The organism is Stenotrophomonas sp. STEN031, assembly GCF_056759975.1.
The window spans coordinates 38,275-61,216 of the sequence record NZ_JBRREA010000012.1; the positions used below are offsets into that span (position 1 = coordinate 38,275).

The 22,942-nt window shown below is 64.4% G+C and carries 13 protein-coding genes and 1 pseudogene; 3 read left to right on the forward strand and 11 right to left on the reverse strand.

What is annotated here, in order from left to right; genetic code table 11:
- Positions 1 to 62: 62 nt before the first annotated feature.
- The 3 genes from ACVOLQ_RS07860 to ACVOLQ_RS07870 all read right to left on the reverse strand — a co-directional run bounded on the left by ACVOLQ_RS07860 (position 63) and on the right by ACVOLQ_RS07870 (position 3,847).
- Positions 63 to 1,250 (reverse strand): MFS transporter, encoded by a 1,188-nt coding sequence (locus tag ACVOLQ_RS07860; protein ID WP_481527619.1) that lies wholly within the window; start codon positions 1,248 to 1,250, stop codon positions 63 to 65.
- Between the two features lie 420 nt (positions 1,251 to 1,670).
- Entirely contained in the window at positions 1,671 to 3,122 is a 1,452-nt protein-coding gene (locus ACVOLQ_RS07865) for an amidohydrolase family protein (protein ID WP_481527620.1), read from the reverse strand.
- A gap of 53 nt (positions 3,123 to 3,175) precedes the next feature.
- The gene (locus ACVOLQ_RS07870) at positions 3,176 to 3,847 is read right to left on the reverse strand and encodes an ankyrin repeat domain-containing protein (protein WP_481527621.1); all 672 of its coding nucleotides are present in this window, start codon (positions 3,845 to 3,847) and stop codon (positions 3,176 to 3,178) included.
- Positions 3,848 to 3,951: 104 nt separating this feature from the next.
- Here ACVOLQ_RS07870 and ACVOLQ_RS07875 point away from each other — a divergent pair, with 104 nt between their 5' ends.
- Positions 3,952 to 4,842, forward strand: a complete 891-nt coding sequence (locus tag ACVOLQ_RS07875; protein WP_481527622.1) for a LysR substrate-binding domain-containing protein — start codon at positions 3,952 to 3,954, stop codon at positions 4,840 to 4,842.
- A 10-nt stretch (positions 4,843 to 4,852) separates the two neighbouring features.
- Here ACVOLQ_RS07875 and ACVOLQ_RS07880 read toward each other — a convergent pair whose 3' ends face one another.
- From ACVOLQ_RS07880 to ACVOLQ_RS07900, 5 genes are all read right to left on the reverse strand, one after another.
- Positions 4,853 to 5,536 carry a hypothetical protein gene (locus ACVOLQ_RS07880; RefSeq protein ID WP_481527623.1) on the reverse strand — a complete coding sequence of 228 codons (684 nt, stop codon included), beginning with the start codon at positions 5,534 to 5,536 and terminating at the stop codon, positions 4,853 to 4,855.
- Between the two features lie 72 nt (positions 5,537 to 5,608).
- On the reverse strand, positions 5,609 to 8,479 hold the full coding sequence (metH, locus tag ACVOLQ_RS07885) for a methionine synthase (RefSeq protein ID WP_481527624.1): 2,871 nt from the start codon (positions 8,477 to 8,479) through the stop codon (positions 5,609 to 5,611).
- Positions 8,479 to 9,081, reverse strand: coding sequence for a short chain dehydrogenase (locus ACVOLQ_RS07890; RefSeq protein ID WP_481527625.1), 603 nt, complete (start codon positions 9,079 to 9,081; stop codon positions 8,479 to 8,481). The genes metH and ACVOLQ_RS07890 overlap by 1 nt, the downstream gene beginning before the upstream one ends.
- A gap of 10 nt (positions 9,082 to 9,091) precedes the next feature.
- Positions 9,092 to 10,171: a homocysteine S-methyltransferase family protein gene (locus ACVOLQ_RS07895; RefSeq protein WP_481527626.1), complete on the reverse strand. Its 1,080-nt coding sequence runs from the start codon at positions 10,169 to 10,171 to the stop codon at positions 9,092 to 9,094.
- 21 nt (positions 10,172 to 10,192) lie between these two features.
- Positions 10,193 to 11,122 carry an ArsR/SmtB family transcription factor gene (locus ACVOLQ_RS07900; RefSeq protein WP_481527627.1) on the reverse strand — a complete coding sequence of 310 codons (930 nt, stop codon included), beginning with the start codon at positions 11,120 to 11,122 and terminating at the stop codon, positions 10,193 to 10,195.
- Positions 11,123 to 11,249: 127 nt separating this feature from the next.
- Between ACVOLQ_RS07900 and ACVOLQ_RS07905 the strand changes: the two genes are divergently transcribed.
- Complete coding sequence (locus ACVOLQ_RS07905; protein WP_481527628.1) at positions 11,250 to 12,398, forward strand: acyl-CoA dehydrogenase family protein; 1,149 nt, start codon at positions 11,250 to 11,252, stop codon at positions 12,396 to 12,398.
- A gap of 210 nt (positions 12,399 to 12,608) precedes the next feature.
- Here ACVOLQ_RS07905 and ACVOLQ_RS07910 read toward each other — a convergent pair whose 3' ends face one another.
- From ACVOLQ_RS07910 to ACVOLQ_RS07920, 3 genes and pseudogenes are all read right to left on the reverse strand, one after another.
- The gene (locus ACVOLQ_RS07910) at positions 12,609 to 15,773 is read right to left on the reverse strand and encodes a multidrug efflux RND transporter permease subunit (RefSeq protein ID WP_481527629.1); all 3,165 of its coding nucleotides are present in this window, start codon (positions 15,771 to 15,773) and stop codon (positions 12,609 to 12,611) included.
- Between the two features lie 24 nt (positions 15,774 to 15,797).
- Positions 15,798 to 16,967 (reverse strand): annotated as a pseudogene (locus ACVOLQ_RS07915) (efflux RND transporter periplasmic adaptor subunit); the annotation flags it as partial.
- Positions 16,967 to 17,635 carry a TetR/AcrR family transcriptional regulator gene (locus ACVOLQ_RS07920; RefSeq protein ID WP_481527630.1) on the reverse strand — a complete coding sequence of 223 codons (669 nt, stop codon included), beginning with the start codon at positions 17,633 to 17,635 and terminating at the stop codon, positions 16,967 to 16,969. The gene ACVOLQ_RS07920 and the pseudogene ACVOLQ_RS07915, both read right to left, overlap by 1 nt.
- 240 nt (positions 17,636 to 17,875) lie before the next feature.
- On the opposite strand from ACVOLQ_RS07920, the gene ACVOLQ_RS07925 reads away from it, so the two are divergent.
- Entirely contained in the window at positions 17,876 to 22,858 is a 4,983-nt protein-coding gene (locus ACVOLQ_RS07925) for an NAD-glutamate dehydrogenase (protein WP_481527631.1), read from the forward strand.
- Positions 22,859 to 22,942: the final 84 nt, after the last annotated feature.

Genomic DNA, 22,942 nt, shown 5'->3' on the forward strand with positions numbered 1-22,942 from the left:
CAACTCCCCCTGTGTCGTGAGTGCTGCGCTGTTATAGCAGGACTCCGCGAGGGCAGCTGTGTTCAGTTGCGCATGCGCCGTGCCTGCCGCGAAGGCGGCAGCCAGTACCAGGCGATCAGGGTGCCGAGCAGGGCGAAACAGCCGCCCGCAATGAAGGCGACCTTGCCATCACCGAAACGCCACAGCTGGCCGGCGATCAGCGCGCCAAGCACACCGCCGAGCCCGGAAGAGAAGCCGTAGAACAGGCCCTGGCCGTGGCCGTTGAGGTTGCCCGGGAAATAGCGGGCCAGCAACTGCATGGCCGAGGCGAAGAACGCGGCGAAGCCCAGGCAATGGGTGGTCTGCGCGACCAGCATCACCGGCAGGTTCTCCGGCCACAGCGCGGTGGCCCACCAGCGCAGTACAGCGCTGGCCATGGAGATGATCAGCAGCCAGCTGGCATCCCAACGACGGAAAAAGCGGGCGATCAGGAAGAACACGGCAACTTCGAACACCACCCCGACGGTCCACATCAGACCCAGCAGTGAGGTGCTGTAGCCGTGCTGGTCCATGTACAGCGAGAAGAACGTGTAATACGGCCCGAACGACAGCTGCTCGAGGAAGGCGGCGATGAAGAAGGCCATCACTGGCTTCTGCCGCACGATGCTCCAGAAGCCAGCGTCGTGCTGGCTGCGTGCGCCTATATTGCGCGCATAGCGGTTGAGGAAGGCCGAGCCGGTCATCAGCACGAACAGCGGCAGCATCAGCCATGGCAAGCGGCCTGCGCCATGCTTTTCGATCAGCCAGCCGAACAGGGTGACCACGATGATGAAGCCCAGCGAACCCCATACCCGGATCATGCCGTAGCGATGGCTGTCCGCGCCCAGGTGGGTGAGTGTGATCGATTCGAACTGCGGCATCACCGCGTTGTAGAAGAAACAGAACGCGATCATCACCGCGTACAGCGTCCACGGCGGTGCGGGCACCAGGAAGCCGGCGAAGCAGGCGATGGTGAGCACGCATCCGATTCGCAGCCAGCGGATCGGATGCGGCGACACCGCCGCCAGCGAGGTCCAGGTGCTGGGGGCGACCACGCGTGTGGCGTACCACAGGCTCATCATCACGCTGATGGCGGTGACGCTCATCTTGCGCGATTGCAGGTACAGGCTCCAGTACGGCGTGAAGGCGCCCAGCGCAGCGTAGTAGAAGAAGTAGAAGCTCGACAGGCGCGCGGTCGGCACGGTCTGCGCTGGCAGGGCAACGGACGTCATGGAGGTGCGCGGGACGCGCTGGGCAGACAAAGGGGGGAGCGGTGTGTGCCGCTGCCGCCTATTGTGCCTTTTGCGGGCTTTGGATTGTAGGAGCGGCGTAAGCTGCGAAGCTGGTGTTGTTGGAGTGTTTGAGGTCTGTGCTGGCTGACAATGCGCTTGCCTCGCGGCTTACGCCGCTCCCACAAAAAGGATGCAGGTCTGTGCGTCCTGCAGGTAGCCCGGGTTGGCGCAGCGCATCCGGGAGACAGGTTGGGTATTCGTTTGTAGGAGCAGCGTCAGCCGCGAAGTTGGCGCTGCTGCAGTTCTCGAGATACATGCCAGCTGACAACTCATTTGCTTCGCGGCTTACGCCGCTCCTACAAACAGCCGGGCTACCGAGCTGTTTGATCAGCTTTGCCGGTCTATGCCGGTGTGCGCAGATCAGGGCTTGGCCTTGGCATTCCATTCGGCGACCTGCGCCTTGGTCCGGGCCAGCATCGCGTCCAGTGCGGCGCGGTCATAGACCTTGCCGCGCATCACCACGGTGTTGATCGTGCGGGTGGCGCTGATGTCCTGCAGCGGGTTGCGGTCCAGCAAAACCAGGTCCGCAGCCTTGCCTTCGGCGACAGCACCGTAGCGATCCAGCTTGCCGAACCATGCTGGGCCGGCGCGGGTAGCCGATTGCAGCACCTGCAGCGGCGTCAGCCCTTCGCGCACATACAGTGCCAGTTCGTTGTGCAGGCCAATGCCGGGGAAGTTGTAGGAGTTCAGAAAGCCTGCATCGGTGCCGGCCATGATGCGCACGCCGGCTTCCTGCAGCATCGGCAGTACGGCGGCCACCTGGGCGTAGTGGGCGTGACGTGCTTCGATCTGCGCGGGCGTGGCCTTGGCAGCACGTTCGACGCGCCACTTATAGGTATCGCGCAGCCCTGGGCCGATGTAAGCGAGGTAGGGGTCGTTGTCACGCGGTTCGACGTCGAGGAAGTCGATGATGCGGCCGCCGTCCAGCGTAGGAGTTACCGCGACGCCGAGTTCGGCAAAGCGGCGGTAGGCGGCCATCGCCGTGGCGCGGTCGAAGCCGGCATGCAGCCTGCGGTTGGCTTCGGCGCGGTCGATGCGGCCGGCGGCGAAATCGGCGGCGATCGCAGCCTCGTCTTTGACCCCGGCCTTGAAGGCGTAGTCCAGGTGCTCGATCGAGCTCATGCCGGCCTCGATGGCCTGGCCCACGGTCAGCGCCATCGGCACATGGCCCGAGCTGCGCAGGCCGCGTGCCTTGGCCTGGCTGACCGCGTACAGGAACAGCTCCGGCTTCAGGGTGCTGTCGGTGATCTTCACGAAGTCGACCTGGTCGCGTTGCTCGCGGTCCAGGGCGGCGTCCACGCCGGCCTTGTCACCGGCTTCAAGCGTGCCCTTCCAGACCGGTGCCAGGCCTTCGATCTTGGCGCCGGAGGTGAACAGCTGCGGCCCGAACAGTTGGCCGCTGGCAATCTGCCCGCGCCAGGACAGCACCTGTTCGGCGAGATCGCCGGAGGCATCGCGCACGGTGGTGATGCCATGGGCCACATACAGCGGCAGCAGGGCCTTGTTCTCCTCGATCAGCGCAGGGCCGCCACCGAAGTGCACGTGCATGTCCCACAGCCCGGGAATCAGGTAGCGGCCGCGTCCGTCGATGGTGGTGCTGGCCTGCCATTGCGCGCCTGCACCGGCGTCGTCGGTTACTGCAACGATGCTGCCGTCGCGGATCGCCACCGTCTGCGCGGGCACGGCGCGGCCATGCTCGACATCGATCACGGTCGCGTGGCGGATCACGACATCGGCCTGGGAGGGCGCGGCGATGGCGGGGGAGATGCTGGCTGCCAGTGTCGTCAGCAGCAGGCCGAGGGTGTTCTTCATCAGGAGGTTCCAGTGGTAAGCGATTGCCGTGTGGGGCGATGACAGGGTGGGGTTCAGTGGGCGCCGGCCTTGCGCAGCAGGTCCTCGATCACGTGTTGGCCCCGCTGCCGGGCGTGCGCCAGCGGGGTGACGCCCTCTGCGTCGGCGAGGTTGACGTCGGCGCCGGCGGCCATCAGCAAACGGGTGATGTCGACATAGCGCGAACTGCCATCACCGAGGATGACGGTCTCCAGCAAGGCGGTCCAACCGAGGTTGTTGATGTGGTCGACGTCAACACCGGCCTCGATCAGCAACTGCACCGTGGCGACGTGGCCGCGCTCGGCGGCCGGTATCAGGGCGGTACCGCCGTAGCGGTTGGTGCTGCGCAGGTCGGCGCCGTGGGCCAGGGTCATGCGCAGGATGTCGTTCTGCCCGCTGGCGCCGGCATAGAGATAGGGGCTGTCCTGCATCCGGTCCTTGGCGTTGACGTCGGCGCCTGCGTCGATCAGCGTCCGGGCGGCTTCGATCTGTTTCGCACGAACGGCGATCAGCAAAGGGGTGCGTCCAGCGGCATCGCGGTTGTCGATGTCGGCACCCTGGCCCAGCAGGGCCTCGACGCGGCGGCTGTCTCCTTTCTCCGCTGCCTGCTGCAGCTGTTCCGCTGCGGCCGCGCCACTGCTGGCGCCGCAGGAAGTGAGCAGGGTTGCGGCCAAGGCCGGAGCAGCCATCCAGTTGTTCACGATCATTGCCTGCCTTTGTTCCAGTTCATGTGCTGCGGCGTGGCTGCTGTGTTTGCCCGAGCCTGCAGGCGATGCTACAAGTGGATAGAGCTATCGTAAAATTAAATGTAATGGTCGATTCCATTCCAAAAACAAATAGGGCCTATTTCGATCTGGACCTGTTGCGGGCGCTGGTGATGGTGGCCGATTGCGGCAGTTTCACCGCAGCAGCGGCGCGCCTGCATTCCACCCAGTCCACCATCAGCCAGAAGCTGCGGCGGCTGGAAGAACTGGCCGGGCACCGCCTGCTGGATCGCGGGGTGCGTGATGTGCGGCCGACCGATATTGGTGAGACCGTGCTGGGCTATGCGCGCCGCATGCTGTCCTTGAACGAACAACTGGGCGAGGTGTTGTCCGGCAGCGGTGCCGCCGCGGTGATCCGGCTGGGGGTGCCCGAGGACTTCGCCGCCGGCCGCACTACGCGGGTGCTGGCCGAGTTCAGCCGGCTGCATCCGCGGGTCAAGCTGGAGGTCAGCAGCGGCCTGAGCCGGGCGTTGGCCGAAGGCTACGAGCGCGGCGAGCTCGACCTGATCCTGGTCAAGCAGCGGCGGGGCAGTCGCGAGGCGGTGGCCTGCTGGCCTGAGCCGATGTGCTGGGTGGACAGTGCTTCGAGTCCAGCTTATGCGCTTGAGCCGGTGCCATTGGTGGCATTCCCGCCGCGAGGCATGTATCGGGAAGACATGATCGACGCGATCGAAGGCCTGGGCCGACGCTGGCGGATCAGTTTCACCAGCTCCAGCCTCGGCGGTATCCAGTCCGCGGTCTGTGATGGGTTGGGCATCAGCCTGCTGCCTGCGCGCGCGGTCAGCAGTGGCCATGTGGTGCTGGGCGCCGACAGCGGCTTGCCGACGATTGACGGCATCGAGCTTGCGTTGTTGCACCGGCCCTCCGCCGATCCGGAGGCCAAGGCATTGGCGGCCTTGCTGATTGAGATGCTGGCGCAGGACGGCGCACCGGGCTGAGTGCGTCGCCTCAGAACAGATCTTCGACCGGCGTATCCAGTAGTTCCTTGGCGCTGTGGGTGAAGCGGCGCAGGCTGGAAATGCCCAGATCGCGGATCAGTGAGTGGGTGCCGTGCGGCAGGGCCGAGTCGTAGATGTCCTGCGGCGCGACGTTCTTGCCGTGCACGCCGGGCATCAGGTCGATACCGGCAGCGGCATAGCAGTGCTGCACCATCGCCGAGCAGTACAGCGCGCCTTCCTTGGACAGCAGGTTGCTGCGCCGACGCAGGCGGGTGCTGTGCATGGCAAACAAGGTGCCGACCAGTTCGCTGAGCGAATAGCTGGACAGGCCGGACAGCAGGTCCAGCGCGGCTATCTGCACCTTGTGGGTTTGTGCCGCATCCAGGCCGAAATCGAGGATGGCCAGGTTGGGGAAGGCCTCATCATCGAAGTAGCGATCAGCGCGGTTCTCCTGCGCGCCTAGCCGCAGCTGACGATTGCGCAGGTCCAGATCCGATTCCAATACCCACCAGTGACCGTCCAGGCGTTGCTCGCTGAACAGGAACGCGTGCGACCACAGACTGCGATGCCCATCATTGGTAAGCGGTGCCTGTGCCTTGCGGATCGCCTTGCCGACCCAATCATCGGTGCCACAAAGACCGATGCGACCGGGTCCGGCGTGCTTGCGGATCAGTTCTGCGTTGCGGCTTTGCATGGGGTCTGGGCTTGGAGGGCTGTGGGCAGGATAGTTGCTGGCGGCGAGCTTGTCGCCGCCAGCTGCTGCGGATCATTCCGGATCGTAATCCAGGTTGGAGGCCAACCAGCGTTCCACCTGTACTCGCTCCACGCCCTTGCGCTTGGCGTAGTCGGTGACCTGTTCGCGGGACACCCGGCCGACCACGAAGTACTGGCTTTGCGGGTGGCTGAAGTAGTAGCCAGACACCGCTGCGGTCGGCAGCATGGCGAAGCTTTCGGTCAGCGACATGCCGATGCCTTCTGCGTCCAGCAGCTGGAAGATGGTCTGCTTTTCACTGTGCTCGGGGCAGGCCGGATAACCCGGGGCAGGGCGAATGCCGCTGTACTTCTCGGCGATCAGTGCCTCGTTGTCGAGCTGCTCGTCCTTGGCGTAGCCCCAGAACTCAGTGCGCACACGCTGATGCAGGCGCTCGGCCATGGCTTCTGCCAAGCGGTCGGCAAGGGCTTTGAGCAGGATGGCGTTGTAGTCATCGTGGTCGGCTTCGAAGCGGGCAACGTGTTCATCGATGCCGATGCCGGCGGTGACGGCGAAGGCGCCGATCCAATCCTGCTTGCCGCTGTCTGCCGGCGCGATGAAGTCAGCCAGGCAGAAGTCCGGCCGCTCGGCAGGTTTGTCGACTTGTTGGCGGAGGAAGTGGAGGGTTTCTTGCTCAAGCCCCTCTCCCTCCGGGGTGAGAGGAGCAGCTGGCGAACGATTGGTTCGTTGCTCCTCGAACGCCCTTGCGCCAGCGCAAGGGTCGGGGCGCGGAGCGGGGGTTGGGGTGAGGGTACGAGGGTTGAGAGATGGTTGGCATGCCGCGCCCTCATCCGCCCTTCGGGCACCTTCTCCCGGTGGGAGAAGGGATACCAGTACATCGTCGCCATCACTATTCGCCGGCCAGATCCCAAATACGGCCCGCGCCGTCAGCCACTTCTCATCCACGATCCGCTTCAACATCGCCTGCGCATCGGCGAACAGATCACTGGCCTGCGGACCCACGATCTCGTCAGTCAGGATGGCCGGGTATTTGCCCGCCAGTTCCCAGGCCTGGAAGAACGGCGTCCAGTCGATCACAGGCAGCAGGTCTTCCAACGGATAGTTGTCAAAGACATGCACGCCCGGCTGGTTCGGGGTGGGCGGGGTGTACTGGCTCCAGTCGCAGGTAAAGCGCTGGCCGCGTGCGTGCTCCAGCGATACCAGTCGCTTGGCGTCGCCACGGTTGCGGTGGCGCTGGCGGATATCCGCGTAGTCGGCGTCGTTGGCGGCGACAAAGCTGTCGCGCAACTCGCGCGAGATCAGCGACTGCGCAACACCTACCGCACGCGAGGCATCCTTCACCCACACCGTGGGGGCGCTGTAGAACGGATCGATCTTCAGGGCGGTGTGTGCGCGCGACGTGGTGGCACCGCCGATCATCAGCGGCATCTCGAAGCCCTGCCGCTGCATTTCCCTGGCGACGTGGCTCATTTCTTCCAGCGACGGCGTGATCAGCCCGGACAGGCCGATGATGTCGGCGTTCTCGGCGCGCGCGGCATCCAGGATCTTCTGCGCCGGCACCATCACGCCAAGGTCGACCACTTCGAAATTATTGCAGGCAAGCACCACGCCGACGATGTTCTTGCCGATGTCATGCACGTCACCCTTGACCGTGGCCATGATGATCTTGCCGTTGGACTTGCCGACATCACCGGTGCGCGCTTTCTCCTCCTCAATGAAGGGCAGCAGGTAGGCCACGGCCTTCTTCATCACGCGCGCGGATTTCACCACCTGCGGCAGGAACATCTTGCCGGCGCCAAACAGGTCGCCGACCACGTTCATGCCGTCCATCAGGGCGCCTTCGATCACGTCCAGCGGACGCGCCGCCTGCTGCCGGGCTTCCTCGGTGTCTTCCTCTACCCAGGCATCCAGGCCCTGCACCAGTGCATGGGCCAGACGGTCGCGCACCGGGCGTTCGCGCCAGGCCAGGTCCTCGACCTTCTTCTCGCCCTTCTTGCCCTTGTAGCGTTCGGCGATCTCCAGCAGGCGCTCGGTGCCATCGGCGCGACGGTTGAGGATCACGTCCTCCACGCGCTCGCGCAGTTCCGGGTCGAGCTGGTCGTAGATCGGCATCGCACCAGCGTTGACGATGCCCATGTCCATGCCGGCCTTGATGGCGTGGTACAGGAACACCGAATGGATGGCCTGGCGCACGGTCTCGTTGCCACGGAACGAGAACGACACGTTCGACACGCCGCCGGACACATGGCAGTGCGGCAGGGTGCGCTTGATGATGCGGGTGGCCTCGATGAAGTCCACCGCGTAGTTGTCGTGTTCCTCGATGCCGGTGGCCACGGCAAAGATGTTGGGGTCGAAGATGATGTCTTCCGGCGGGAAGCCCACGTCTTCGGTGAGGATGCGGTAGGCGCGGGTGCAGATTTCCACCTTGCGTTCGCAGGTATCGGCCTGGCCCACTTCGTCGAAGGCCATCACCACCGCGGCGGCGCCGTAGCGGCGCACCAGCCGGGCGTGTTCGATGAAGGCCGCTTCGCCTTCCTTCAGCGAGATCGAGTTGACCACGCTCTTGCCCTGCAGGCACTTCAGGCCGGCTTCGATCACGCTCCACTTGGACGAGTCGACCATCACCGGGATGCGCGCGATGTCGGGCTCGGACATGATCAGGTTGAGGAAGCGGGTCATCGCTTTCTCCGAATCGATCAGGCCTTCATCCATGTTGACGTCGAGGATCTGCGCGCCACTGGCCACCTGCTGGCGGGCGACGTCCACGGCTTCTTCGTAGCGCTCTTCCTTGATCAGCTTGCGGAACTGCGCGCTACCGGTGACGTTGGTGCGCTCGCCGACGTTGATGAACAACAGGTCGGGGGTGATGACCAGCGGTTCCAGGCCGGACAGGCGGGTGTAGTGGGTTGCGGTGTCGTTGCTCATTACCAGACCTTGAAAACCTGTCCATTGGCGATGCCATCGATGCTGCGCTGGTAGGCCAGTGCTGCACGGGCGGCGGAAACCGGTTCAAAGCCGGGGAAGAAGTCGCCGTAGGCATCCAGCGCTTCGCTCAGCACGCTGGGGCTTACCGCGTTGATGCGCAGGCCGCGCGGCAGTTCGAGGGCGGCGGCGCGGACGAAACCTTCGATGGCGGCATTGACGCTGGTGGCGTTGGCGCCCTGGGCGATCGGTTGTTCGGTGAGGATGCCGGTGGTCAAGGTGATGCTGCCGCCGTCACGCAGATGGTGCTGGCCGAGCAAGGCCAGACGCACCTGGCCCAGCAGCTTGTCGTGCAACCCTTGTGCGAACTGTGCCGTGCTCATTTCCGGCAGTGGCCCGAAGTGGACGCTGCCGGTAGTGGCGACGATGGCGTCGATTGCGCCGACTGCCTGCAGCAGCGCAATCACGCTGTCATCGCTGCCCAGATCGACGCTGTGCAGCGGGTCCGAGCGCGAGGCGGTGATGACCTGATGCTGTTGCCGCAGATGCTGTGCAACCGCCGAGCCCAGGATGCCACTGGCACCGACCAGCAGGATCTTCTTCATCGCTGAATCCTCATGCGGCCTTGTCTGCAGCCAGTGGCAACGCACGCGGCGGCAAGCCCGCAACGGCTTCGGCAATGGCACGGATGTGATCGGGCGAAGTGCCGCAGCAACCGCCCACCAGGTTCAACAGCCCGGATTGGGCGAACTCCTTCAGCGTGGCTGCCATTTCCTCGGGCGTCTCGTCGTACTCGCCAAAGGCGTTGGGCAGGCCAGCATTGGGGTGGGCGCTGACGTAGCCGGTGGAGACCTGTGACAGGGTTTCCACGTGCGGCCGCATGTCGATGGCGCCCAGCGCGCAGTTGAAGCCGATCGACAGCGGCTGGCTGTGCGAGACCGAGGCATAGAAGGCTTCGGCGGTCTGCCCGGACAGGGTGCGGCCGGAGGCATCGGTGATGGTGCCGGAGATCATGATCGGCAGGCGCCCGCCGCGTGCATCGAAGACTTCCTCGATGGCGAACAGCGCGGCCTTGGCATTGAGCGTGTCGAAGATGGTTTCCACCATCAAGGTGTCGGCGCCACCGTCGATCAGGCCTTCAATAGCCTCGCGGTAGGTGGCGCGCAGCGCGTCGAAGCTGGTGTTGCGGAAGCCGGGGTCGTTCACGTCCGGGCTGATCGATGCGGTGCGGCTGGTCGGGCCGAGCACGCCGATGACGAAGCGCGGTTTGTCCGGCGTGGTCGCCTCCACCGCGTCACAGCACTGGCGCGCGACCTGGGCGCCGGCCTTGTTCAACTCGTAGACCAGGTGTTCCAGGTGATAGTCGGCCTGGCTGACCGAGGTGGCGTTGAAGGTATTGGTTTCGACCAGGTCGGCACCGGCCTGCAGGTAGGCGGTGTGGATGCCGGCGATGACGTCGGGACGGGTCAGCAGCAACAGATCGTTGTTGCCCTTCAGGTCATGCCCGCAGGACGGCCCATGCACGTGCTGGCTGTCGAACCCGTCGACGAAGCGCTCGCCCCGATAGTCGCCTTCTTCCAGACGATGGCGCTGGATCATGGTGCCCATCGCGCCATCGATGATGAGGATGCGCTGGGCCAGGGCGTCATGCAGCTTGCCGACGCGATCAGGGTGTAGCCAGGGGAGGGCTTGCATAGGGCGGGCCGAAGAGGTGGATCAGGGTTGGTGGGCGATCAGGGAGATCACTTCGAAGTGCGGCGGGCGCTTTTCGCGGGTGACGGTCTCCAGACTGGAGACTTCCAGGCCGGCCTTCTCCACGAACTTGCGCAGCTCCTTGCCGGTGAAACCCAGGTTGACGTGGCCATAGGCCTCGACCGCGACCTTGTGTTCATGGCGAGCCAGGCTGCACAGCATCAGCCGGCCCTGCGGGCGCAGCACGCGTGCACACTCGGCCACGGCCTTGGCCGGCTGGCTGGAGTAGGTGAGGGCGTGCATCAGTACCACCAGGTCGAAGCTGCCATCGGCGAACGGCAGCTTGTGCATGTCGCCTTCCAGCACTTCCACATTGGGCAGTTTGCGCAGGCGCTCGCTGGCGGCGGCCACCACGCGGGCGCTGGTGTCGATGCAGACATAGCGCTGTGCATGCGGGGCCAGCAGCTCGGCCAGTACGCCGTCGCCGGAGGCGATGTCCAGCACGTCGCCGGTTTCCAGCAGCGGCAGGGCGCTGCGCGCCATCGCTTCCCAGGTGCGGCCCGGCGAGTAATGGCGCTCCATGTCACCGGCGACGCTGTCTGCCCAGTTCTGGTCGGCGGCACGCATGGCCAGCACCGCCGGCACGCGCTCGGCGTCCTGGCGCAGCAGCGGATCGTCGCTGCCGCTGCTCAGCGCATGCCACAATGCACGCTGTGCAGAGTCCAATGCCGCCTCGTCGAAACGGTAATACGCTGAGACGCCGGCGCGACGATCGCGGACCAGGCCGGCTTCCTTGAGCCTTGCCAGGTGGGTGGAGACACGCGGCTGTGCCAGCGTGGTGATGGCCGACAGCTCGGCCACGGTCAGTTCTTCCTGTTCCAGCAGGGTCAGCAAGCGCACACGCGTTGCATCGGCGAACACTTTCAGACGGGTTGACCAGTCTTCCAGATCCATAAATATCTACCTATCGCGATATAGAGATATTTTCGCTTTGTTGCCGGTTTCGGTCAAGGCGATGCATAGGCTGAATGCGGTTGCGATGGTTACAATCGCAACTTGATCAGGCCCTGGGAGGGGTGTTGTGGATTTCAGTTATTCCGACGAGCAGCTGATGCTGCAGGACGTCGCGCGCCGTATCGCCAAAGAGAAGATCGCACCCAGCGCCGAGCATTTCGATGCCACCGGCGAGTACCCCTTGGAGAACATCCGGCTGCTGGGCGAAAACGGCCTGATGGGCATCGAAGTGCCGGTGGAGTACGGCGGCTCGGGCATGGACCCGGTCTCCAGCGTGCTGGCCATCATCGAGGTATCGGCGGCCGACGCGGCGCACGCCACCATCATGTCGGTCAACAACTCGCTGTTCTGCAATGCGGTGCTCGGTTACGGCACCGAGGCGCAGAAGCAGACCTATGTGCGCGCGATTGCCGAAGGCCGCGAGATCGGTGCGTTCGCGCTGACCGAGTCGCAGTCCGGCTCCGATGCCACCGCCATGCGCTGCCGCGCGGTCAAGCAGGCCGATGGTTCGTTCCTGATCAATGGCCAGAAGAGCTGGATCACCTCCGGCCCGGTGGCGCGTTACATCGTGCTGTTCGCGATGACCGAGCCGGAAAAGGGCTCGCGCGGCATCACCGCCTTCATGATCGACACGCAGAAGCCGGGCTTCGGCCGCGGCAAGACCGAGCCCAAGCTGGGCGTGCGCGCGTCGGCTACCTGCGAGATCGAGTTCCAGGACTATGTGGTGGCGGCCGAGGACGTGATCGGCAACGAGGGCGAGGGCTTCAAGATCGCGATGAGCCTGCTGGATTCGGGCCGCATCGGTATCGCCTCGCAGGCGGTGGGTATTGCCCGGGCGGCCTATGAGGCATCGCTGGAATACGTGCGTGAGCGCAAGTCGTTTGGTGCGCCGATCGGCAGCTTCCAGATGATCCAGGCCAAGATCGCCGACATGAAGTGCAAGCTGGACGCCGCCCTGTTGTTGACCCTGCGTGCGGCCTGGACCAAGGCCCAGGGCAAGCGGTTCTCCACTGAGGCTGCGGTGGCCAAGTTGACCGCCTCGGAAGCGGCGATGTGGATTGCCCACCAGGCAGTGCAGATCCACGGCGGCATGGGCTATTCCAAGGAGATGCCGCTGGAGCGCTATTTCCGCGATGCAAAGATCACCGAGATCTATGAAGGCACCTCGGAGATCCAGCGCCTGGTGATTGCACGCAACGAGACGGGCGTGCGCTAAGCGCACTGTATTGCCGGGCAAGGCCCTCATGTAGTGCCGAGCCATGCTCGGCAGATCCCCTCATGTAGTGCCGAGCCATGCTCGGCAGATCCCCTCATGTAGTGCCGAGCCATGCTCGGCAGGAGCTTTACCGGTAATGCCCATTGCCGAGCATGGCTCGGCACTACATAAAGCCAAAAAAAAGCCCCGGCATTGCCGGGGCTTTTCGTATCAGCGGTCCTTCTGGATCGCATGCACCTTGTGTTGTTCGATGAATTCCTTGGACTGTTCGTCCAATTTGTCACCCAGCACGCGGCGTACGGTGACGAAGAACAACGGAATCAACAGCACGCCGATCACCGTGGCGAACAACATGCCGCCGATCACACCGGTACCGAGCGAGTGGCGGGCGTTGGCGCCGGCACCGGTGGAGATGGCCATCGGCAGCACGCCCAGGATGAAGGCGAACGAGGTCATCAGGATCGGGCGGAAACGCAGGTGCGCCGCTTCGATGGTGGCCTCGCGCAGGGTCTTGCCGGCCGCACGCTGTTCCACCGCGAACTCCACGATCAGGATCGCGTTCTTCGCCGCCAGGCCGATCACTGTCACCATGCCGATCTTGAAGTACAGATCGTTCGGCAGGCCGCGCAGCAGCGAGAACACCACCGCGCCAAGGATGCCGACCGGCACCACCAGCAGCACCGCCACCGGGATCGACCAGCTTTCGTACAGTGCCGCCAGGCACAGGAACACCACCACGATCGACAGCACCATCAGCAAGGTGGCGGCGTTGCCGGCGAGGATTTCCTGGTAGGACATGCCCGACCAGTCGAAGCCGAAGCCTACCGGCAGGTCGTCATGCACCAGCCGTTCCATCGTGTTCATGGCCTGGCCGGAGCTGCCGCCCGGGGCCGGGGCGCCGACGATGTTGACCGCGGAATAGCCGTTGTAGCGGTTCAATGCCGGTGGGGCGTAGATCCACTCCGACTTGACCACCGCGCTGAGCGGGATCATCGCCGGCTGGCCGGTGGCGTCCTTGCTCAGCGAGCTGGGCACGAAATAGCTGTTCAGCGATTCCGGGCCGGTGCGGTAAGCGGCGTCGGCCTGCATGTTGACGCGCTTGATGCGGCCGCCATAGAAGAAGTCGTTGACGTACACCGGCGCCAGCATCATCTGGATGGCGGTGTAGACATCATTGACCGACACGCCCATGGCCTGGGCCTGCACGCGGTCAACCTTCAACTGCAGCTGCGGTGCATTTTCCAGCGTGTTCGGGCGTACGCCCACCAGCGATTTGTCCTGGCTGGCTGCACCCAACAAGGTGTTGCGCGCATCCATCAAGGCATCCTGGCCCGCACCGGCGCGGTCCTGCAGCCACATGTCGAAGCCGCCGAACTGGCCCAGGCCCTGCACGGTAGGCAGGTTGACGAAGAAGATCTGTGCATCCTTGATGCCGTAGGCCTTCTTGTTCATCTTCTGGATGAACTCGGGCGCGGTCTCCTTGCGCTCGTCCCAGTCCTTGAGGCGGACGAAGGCCATACCCACGTTCTCGCCGGCGCCGATGAAGCTGAAACCGGTGATCTGCATCAGCCCTTCAAACGCTTCTTCGTCCTGCAAGGTGCCCAGCAACTGGTCGAACACGGCGCTGGTACGGGTCTTGGTAGCGCCCGGTGGCAGCTGCACGATGGCCAGTGCATAGCCCTGGTCTTCTTCCGGCAGGAAGCTACCCGGCAGACGGGTGAACAGGAAGCCACACAACACCAGCAGCAGGGCGAACACCATCAGCCAGCGCGGGGAGTGCTTGATGACGCCGCCGACGGTGCCGACATAGCTCTTTTCCAGCTTGCCGTAGTACTTGTTGAAGGTGCGGTAGACCCAGTTCGGGTTGTCGTTGTGGGTGGGCTTGAGGAAGGCCGCACACAGCGCCGGGGTGAAGGTCAATGCCAGCAGGGCCGAGAACGCCATCGCCATGGCGATGGTCAAGGCGAACTGCTTGTAGATCTCACCCGAGGCACCCGGCTGCAGGGCGGACGGAATGAACACTGCCGCCAGCACCACGGTGATCGCCACCACGGCGCCGGTGATCTGGCCCATGGCTTTCTGCGTCGCCGGCTTCGGGTCGAGCTTTTCCTCGGTCATGATGCGTTCGACGTTCTCGATGACGACGATGGCGTCATCGACCACGATGCCGATGGCCAGCACCATCGCGAACAGGGTCAGCTGGTTGATGGTGAAGCCGATCGCCAGCATGCCCATGAAGGTGCCGAGCAGGGCCACCGGGATGACCAGGGTGGGGATGATGGTGGCGCGGAAGTTCTGCAGGAACACCAGCATCACCAGGAACACCAGGATGATGGCTTCGACCAGGGTGTGGACCACTTCCTCGATCGAGATGGTGACGAAGGTTGTGCTGTCGTAGGGAGTGAACCAGCTGACGCCAGGCGGGAAGCTCGGGGCCAGTTCGTCCATCTTCGCGCGCACGGCCTCGGACACGTCCAGTGCGTTGGCACCGGGCAGCAGCTGGATGGCGAACACCGCCACCGGCTTGCCGTTGTACTTGGTGTCGAAGCCGTAGTTGGACGCACCGAAGGAGACCTTGGCCACGTCCTTGAGCTTGACCACGCTGCCGTCATTGTTGGCCCGCAGGATGGTGTTCTCGAACTCTTCCGGCGAGCTGTAGCTGCCTTCGGCTGCCACGGTGGCGGTGAAGGCCTGGCCGTTGGGGGCCGGGTCGCCGCCCACTGAGCCGGCAGCGAACTGCAGGTTCTGGGTGCCGATGGCGTTGTACACGTCCGTTGCCGACAGATGGTAACCCTGCAGCTTTTCAGGGTTCAGCCATACGCGCATGGCGTATTCGGAGCCGAACTGCTGGGTGCTGCCGACGCCGGGAACACGCGAAACCTGTTCCAGCACGCGTGCACCGACGATGTCGTTCAGCGCATCGCGGTCAACCGTACCGTCATCCGAACGCACGCCGATGGCCATCAGGAAGCCGGCATTGGCCTTGGCCACGACCACACCCTGCTTGGTCACTTCCGAGGGCAGGCGCGGGGTCGCCAGCGACACCTTGTTCTGCACCTGCACCTGGGCGATATCGGCATCGGTGCCGCTATCGAAGGTCAGCGTGATGGTGACGCGACCGGTGGAAGACGACGACGAGCTGAAATACATCAGGTTGTCGATGCCGGTCAGCTGCTGCTCGATCACCTGGGTGACGGATTTTTCCGCGGTGGACGCACTGGCGCCCGGGTAGTTGGCGGTGACGGTCACCTGCGGTGGCGCCACGCTGGGGTAGGACTCGATACCCAGGTTGAGGATCGAGATCACGCCGCCAAGCGAGATCAGGATCGCCACCACCCAGGCGAAGACGGGATGCTCGATGAAAAATTTAGGCATGACGGCTTCCCGTTATTCCTTCTTTGCCGGTGCTGCCGCCGGCGCTGCCGCGGCAGGCTTGGCGGCGTCGGGCTGCCAGGGTTTGGTCGTGGCCGGTGCGCCTTCCTTGACCTTTTGTATGCCCGAAACAATGATCTGGTCGCCGGCGGCCAGTCCCGAAGAGACCAGCCAGTTGCCGCCCTGCTGGTTGTCCAGGGTGACGTTCTTGCGTGCGACCTTGCCGTCCTTGCCGACGATCAGCACATAGCCACCCTGGGTGTCACGCTGCACGGCCTGCTGCGGCACCAGGAAGGCATTGTTGCGCTCGCCCAGGTTGGCCTTGAAGCTGACGAACGAGCCCGGCAACAGGATGTGGTCCGGGTTGGGCAACTGCGCACGCAGCGACACGGTGCCGGTGGCCGGATCAACCGTGGTCGAGGAGAAATCCAGGGTGCCTTCGTGCGCATAGGCGCTGCCATCGGGCAGGTTGACCTGCACTGTGGTCTTGCCGTCGCCGGCCAGTGCCACCGCGCCCTTGTCCTGGGCCGCACGCAGCAGGCTCAGTTCGTCGGCGGTCATCGAGAAGTTCACGTACAGCGGGTCGATCTGGTCCACGGTGGTCAGCAGGGTCACATCACCCTGGCCGACCAGCGCGCCTTCGGTGACCTGCTGCTTGCCGGCCTGGCCGGCGATGGGAGCGGTGACGCGGGCATAGCCAAGGTTGATGCGGGCGGTGGTGACCGCTGCTTCGGCCTGCTGTACGGCGGCGGCGGAGGAGCGCTCGGCGGCCTCGGCACTGTCCAGGTCGGACTTGGACACATAACTCTGCGGTGCCAGCGAGCGGGCGCGGTTGGCGGTTGCGCGGGCGTTGGCGTAAGTGGCGCGGGCCGAGGCCAGTGCACCCTCGGCGGAGGCCAGCGCGGCCTGCAAGGGTGCCGGGTCGATCAGGAACAGTACCTGGCCTTCCTTGACCGTGCTGCCTTCTTCATAGACGCGCTTCTGCAGCACACCGGCGACACGGGCGCGGACGTCGGCGGAGCGGTACGGCGACAGGCGGCCGACCAGCTCGCGCTGCAGGGGCAGGGTCTGCGGTTTGGCATCTACCACACCGACTTCCTGCGGAGGAGGGGCGGCTTGCTCCTGCGGTTTCTTACAGGCGGCAAGGCTCAGTGTCGCTGCACAGGTGAGAGCGAGGAGGCGGAGTGGGGCGGTCATCAGGAGAAACTCCGGGTGTTGTTTTTATTTGGAGCTGCGGCGGCGTGGTAGGTGCAGGCAAAGGCACGTAGAAAACCGTCGGTGGCAAATTCGGCCCAGCGGCGACGCTGCTGTGGATCATCGCGGTAGGGGGTGTGAAAGCGCTGTCGTTCAAAATCCTGGCCTGCAATCATGCTGATCAGCAGCTCGGCCATGAACTGCGGGTCGTCATGCTTCAGCCGCCCGCGCTGCATCTCGGTTTGCATCCATTCAGCCACGTGGTTGCGGAGGGCCTCCGTGCTTCCCTGGTACATGAAGCGTGCTTCATCACGGAACTCGTGGACACTGGCGCCGATCAACTGCGCGGTGCGACGGACGTTGGGCTTGTTGCGATGTTCGAGGTAGCCGATGGCGAAATCGAGCACGGTCTGGTCCAGCGGTTTCTCGTCGCATACCGACAGGGCAGCAGTCGCGTTGGATACATGCAGCCGCATTGCCTGCCGCAGCAATTCGCGTTTGCAGCCGTAGCGGCTGTACAGCGTTTGCTTGGAGCAGCCTGCAGCGGCGGCAATCGCATCCATACTCAGGCGTATTCCCTGCTTCGCCAACAGCTCACGCACGGCTTCGAACACGCGCTCGTCGCGCGCGTCGATTGGCGCGGGGGTGGCAGAGGGGGTTTGCATAAGCATTGGACTATACCGTCCAGTTTAGAAACGCCGCAACGTAATTCGTCTTTCACTGTGCCCGGTGAGCGAATGAGATTCAGGTGGCGGACATTGTCGTGTGATCGGCCATCAGTGAAATCGCGGCGGTTGCCCGCGTTCGACTCGTGATTGCGATGCAGATAATGCGGCCCTGCAGCAAGGTTCTTTTTGTTACCAGCGATACAATCGCGGTTTCTCCAACCGAGCAACACCCAAAGCTCTGCCATGAAATCGCAAAACAGTGCTGCCAAGTCCGCAAAGACGAAATCCAAACCGGCTGTGAAGCAGAACAACGCAGAAGCCGGCCTCTCGCTAGAACCGGTATTTGCAGCCTTGCGGAAGCGTTATCCCGCTGCGGCCGCACAGGCGCAGGCAGTGGCTTTTGCTACGGCGTTCTACAAGCGCATGGAAGCCGATGAGTTCACCCTGCACTCGGCCGATGATTGGGCGGTGCTGGCCGCCGGCATGCTCGAATTCGCCCGCACCCGCAAGCCGGGCAAGGCCAATGTGCGGGTGTTCAACCCGACGCTGAAGGCGGACGGCTGGGAATCGGCTCATACCGTGCTGCAGATCGTCAACGACGACATGCCGTTCCTGGTAGACACGGTGACGCTGGCCTTGGCCGAGCAGGGCATCGGCGTACACGTGCTGGGCCACCCGGTGATCAACATCGCGCGCGACAAGGCCGGCAAGCTCAGCGGCGTGGGCGAGGGCAAGCTGGAATCGGTGATGCTGCTGGAAATCGATCGCCAGCCGGCCGAGGCGCTGGACGCGGTTGCCAAGCGCGTGACCGCCGCATTGGATGACGTGCGTGCCATCGTCAATGACTGGCAGCCGATGACCGACAAGGCATTGGCGCTGGCCGACGACCTGGGCAAGCGCACCCTGCCGGTGAGCAAGGCCTCGCGTGCCGAGGCGCAGGAGTTCCTGCGCTGGGCCGCCGACAACCATTTCACCTTCTTCGGCTACCGCGAATACAAGGTGGAAAAGAAGGGCAAGGAAGAAGTGCTGGTGGCCCAGAACGGCACCGGCCTGGGCCTGATGCGCGGCAAGGACACCATGGTCGCACGCCCGGTCAAGGGTCTTGCTGCTGAAGGCCTGAACGCCACCAGCAGCCTGCATGACGCGCTGATCCTGACCAAGACCAATGCCCGCTCGCATATCCACCGCGGCGGCTACATGGACTACATCGGCGTGCTGGAATTCGACGCCAAGGGCAAGATCATCGGTGAGCAGCGCTTCCTTGGCCTGTTCACCTCCAGCGCCTACAACCGTCGCCCGTGGGAGATCCCGCTGGTGCGCCAGCGCTATGAGAACGTGATGGCGCGTTCGGGCCTGAGCCTGTCCAGCCACAGCGGCAAGGCACTGCGCCACATCCTGGAGTCGCTGCCGCGCGAAGAGCTGTTCCAGTCCAGCGAAGACGAGTTGTTCCGCACTGCCATGGGCGTGCTCGGCCTGCAAGAGCGCGTGCGCAGCCGCCTGTTCCTGCGCCGCGACAAGTTCAGCCGCTTCATCTCGGCGCTGGTGTTCCTGCCGCGCGAGCGCTTCAACACCGACGTGCGCCTGCGCGTGGAAAGCATGCTCAAGGACGCCCTGCAGGGCGAATACGTCGATTCCAGCGTGGTGCTGGGCGACTCGCCGCTGGCCCAGGTGCACCTGATCGTGCGCCCCAAGGCCGGGCAGAGCCTGGAGCTGGATGTGGAAGGCATGGAGAAGCGTTTGGCCCACGTGCTGCGCAACTGGCAGGACGATCTGCGCGAAGCGCTGGTCGGCAGCCATGGTGAAGGCGAAGGCCTGCGCATTGCCTCGCGCATCGGCAAGGCATTGCCGGCCGGTTACATCGAGGATTCCAGCGCTGAAATCGCCGCTGCCGACGTGGCCCAGCTGGACGCGTTGACCGGTCCGGACGATCTGCGCCTGAGCCTGCAGGCGATCCGCCGCGACGACGTCGACGGCCTGCGCCTGAAGCTGTACCGCCAGCTCAAGGACATCCCGCTGTCCGACGTGTTGCCGATGATGGAAAACATGGGCCTGCGCGTGATGGCGGAGCGCCCGTACAAGCTGATGGTCGACGATGCACCGGTGTATGTGCAGGACTTCGAAGTCGAGTCGGCCATCGGCACGATCGACCCGGCCAATGCCAATGCCGCCTTCAGCGACGCCTTCGCACGCGTCTGGCACGGCGATGCCGAGAACGACGGCTTCAACCGCCTGGTGCTGGGCGCCGGCCTGGACTGGCGCCAGGTGTCGATGCTGCGTGGTTACTGCAAGTACCTGCTGCAGATCGGCGTGCCGTTCTCGCAGGCCTATGTGGAAGGCACCTTCAACCGCTACCCGCTGCTGGCGCGCCTGATCGTGGAACTGTTCGAAGCCCGCTTCGAGCCGACCCCGTCGGCCGACAAGGCAGTGCTGGACGCGCAGCTGGCCCAGTTCAAGCTACTGGCCGGTGACGACGCTGCCACCCTCAAGCTGCTTGATGGCGTGGTCAAGGCGCGCAAGAGCGACCGTGATGCGCGCATGGCGCTGGTGCACGAGGTGCTGGTCAAGCTGCTGGACGGCGTGTCCAGCCTGGACGAAGACCGCATCCTGCGCAGCTTCATCGGCGTGATCGAAGCCACCCTGCGTACCAGCTACTACCTGGTGCGCAAGGATGGCGTGCGTGCCGACGGTGGTCCGGCCGACTACATCAGCTTCAAGTTCGACGCCGCCAAGGTGCCGGACCTGCCCAAGCCGCGTCCGTACCGCGAGATCTTCGTGTGCGGCCCGCGCGTGGAAGGTACCCACCTGCGCTTCGGCCCGGTCGCCCGTGGCGGCCTGCGCTGGTCGGACCGCCGCGAAGACTTCCGCACCGAAGTGCTGGGCCTGGTCAAGGCGCAGATGGTGAAGAACACCGTGATCGTGCCGGTCGGCTCCAAGGGTGGTTTCTTCGCCAAGCAGCTGCCGGACCCGTCGGTCGACCGTGACGCCTGGTTTGCCGAGGGCGTGGCCTGCTACAAGCGCTTCATCAACGGCCTGCTGGACATCACCGACAACATCGTCAACAACAAGATCGTGCCGCCGCAGGGCGTGGTGCGTCATGACATGGACGATCCGTATTTGGTCGTAGCTGCCGACAAGGGCACCGCTACGTTCTCCGATACCGCCAACGGCATCGCCCGTGCACACGGTTTCTGGTTGGACGACGCGTTCGCCTCCGGTGGCTCGGTCGGTTATGACCACAAGGGCATGGGCATCACCGCACGCGGTGCGTGGGAGTCGGTCAAGCGCCACTTCCGTGCACTGGGCCGTGACTGCCAGAAGCAGGATTTCACCGTGGTCGGCGTCGGCGACATGTCCGGCGACGTGTTCGGCAACGGCATGCTGCTGTCCGAGCACATCCGCCTGGTATGCGCCTTCGATCACCGCCACATCTTCCTGGATCCGAACCCGGTGGCTGCCAGCTCGTTCAAGGAACGCGCGCGCATGTTCAAGGTGCCGCGTTCGAGCTGGGCCGACTACGACAGCAAGCTGATCAGCAAGGGCGGCGGCATCTACCCGCGTTCGCTCAAGTCGATCGAGATCACCCCGGAAGTGCGTGAAGCACTGGGCATCGACGCCAGCATCAAGGCGATGAACCCGACCGACCTGATCAATGCCGCGCTGAAGGCACCGGTTGACCTGCTGTGGAACGGCGGTATCGGTACCTACGTCAAGTCGGCAACCGAGACCAATGCCGATGTTGGCGACCGTGCCAACAACGGCCTGCGCGTCAACGGTGGCGAACTGCGCTGCAAGATCGTGGGCGAGGGTGGCAACCTGGGCATGACCCAGCTCGGCCGCATCGAGGCCGCACAGGTTGGCGTGCTGCTCAACACCGACTTCATCGACAACTCGGCCGGTGTGGATACCTCCGACCACGAAGTCAACATCAAGATCCTGCTCAACGACGTGGTGCGCGCCAAGAAGCTCACCGTGGACCAGCGCAACAAGCTGCTGGCCTCGATGACCGGCGAGGTGGGCGAGCTGGTGCTGATGGATAACTACCGCCAGAACCAGGCACTGAGCCTGATGGAGCGGATGAGCAGCAAGCGCCTGGGTTCCAAGCAGCACTTCATCCGCACGCTGGAGAAGCAGGGCCTGCTGGATCGCCAGATCGAGTTCCTGCCGTCCGACGCCGAGCTGTCGGCACGCAAGCTGCGTGGCCAGGGCCTGACCCGTCCGGAACTGGCGGTGCTGCTGTCGTACTCCAAGATCGTCGCCTTCCAGCAGCTGCTGGAATCGGACATCCCGGAAGACCCGTACCTGTCCAAGGAACTGCTGCGTTACTTCCCGCAGCCGCTGCAGAAGAAGTACGCCGACGCGATGGAACGTCACCGACTGAAGCGCGAAATCATCGCCACGGCCGTGACCAACCAGACCATCAACCGCATGGGCGCCACCTTCCTGATGCGCATGCAGGAAGATACCGGCCGCACCGTGGCCGAGGTTGCCAAGGCCTACACCATCAGCCGTGAAACACTGGATGCACGTGCACTGTGGGCGCAGATCGATGCGCTCGACGGCACCTTGCCCGAAGCGGTGCAGGTGGATGCGCTGGAAGTGATCTGGAAGCTGCAGCGCTCGTTCGTGCGCTGGTTGCTGACCCGTCCGGGCGCGATGCCGGGTATCACTGCCGCGGTGGATCGCTACCAGGGCCCGTTCAACGACATCCGCGTTGCCTCGGGCGTGCTGCCGGATTCGCAGCGCCCGGCCTACGAGGCCAGCGTTGTGGCATGGAAGGAGAAGGGCTTGCCGGCGGCATTGGCACAGCAGCTGTCCGAACTGCAGTTCCTGGAGCCGGCGTTCGACATCATTGAACTGGCGCGTCCGCGCAAGCTCAAGCCGGTCGACGTGTCCAAGGTCCACTTCCGCCTGGGCGAAGCCCTGCAGATGCCGTGGCTGTTCGAGCAGATCGATGCGCTGGAGGTCAACGGCCGTTGGCATGCGGTGGCCCGTGGCGTGCTGCGCGACGAGCTGGCGGCGCATCAGCGTGCCCTGACCGGCCAGGTGCTGTCGATGAAGGGCGCAACTGCCGAGGCCAAGGTGGCGGCGTGGTTGGGCCGTGATGACAGCGGCCTGCGCTTCACCCTGGCAATGCTGGCCGAGCTGGCCGAGCAGAAGACCCTGGACTACCCGACCGTGTCGGTGGCGGTGCAGCGTCTGGGCCAGCTGGCGGCGCACGGCGCTTAAGTCGGCAGGTTGTTGGTTTTGGAGAACGGGCCCGAAAGGGCCCGTTTTCTTTTGGAGAAATCAAGAGCTTGCCCTCACCCCAGC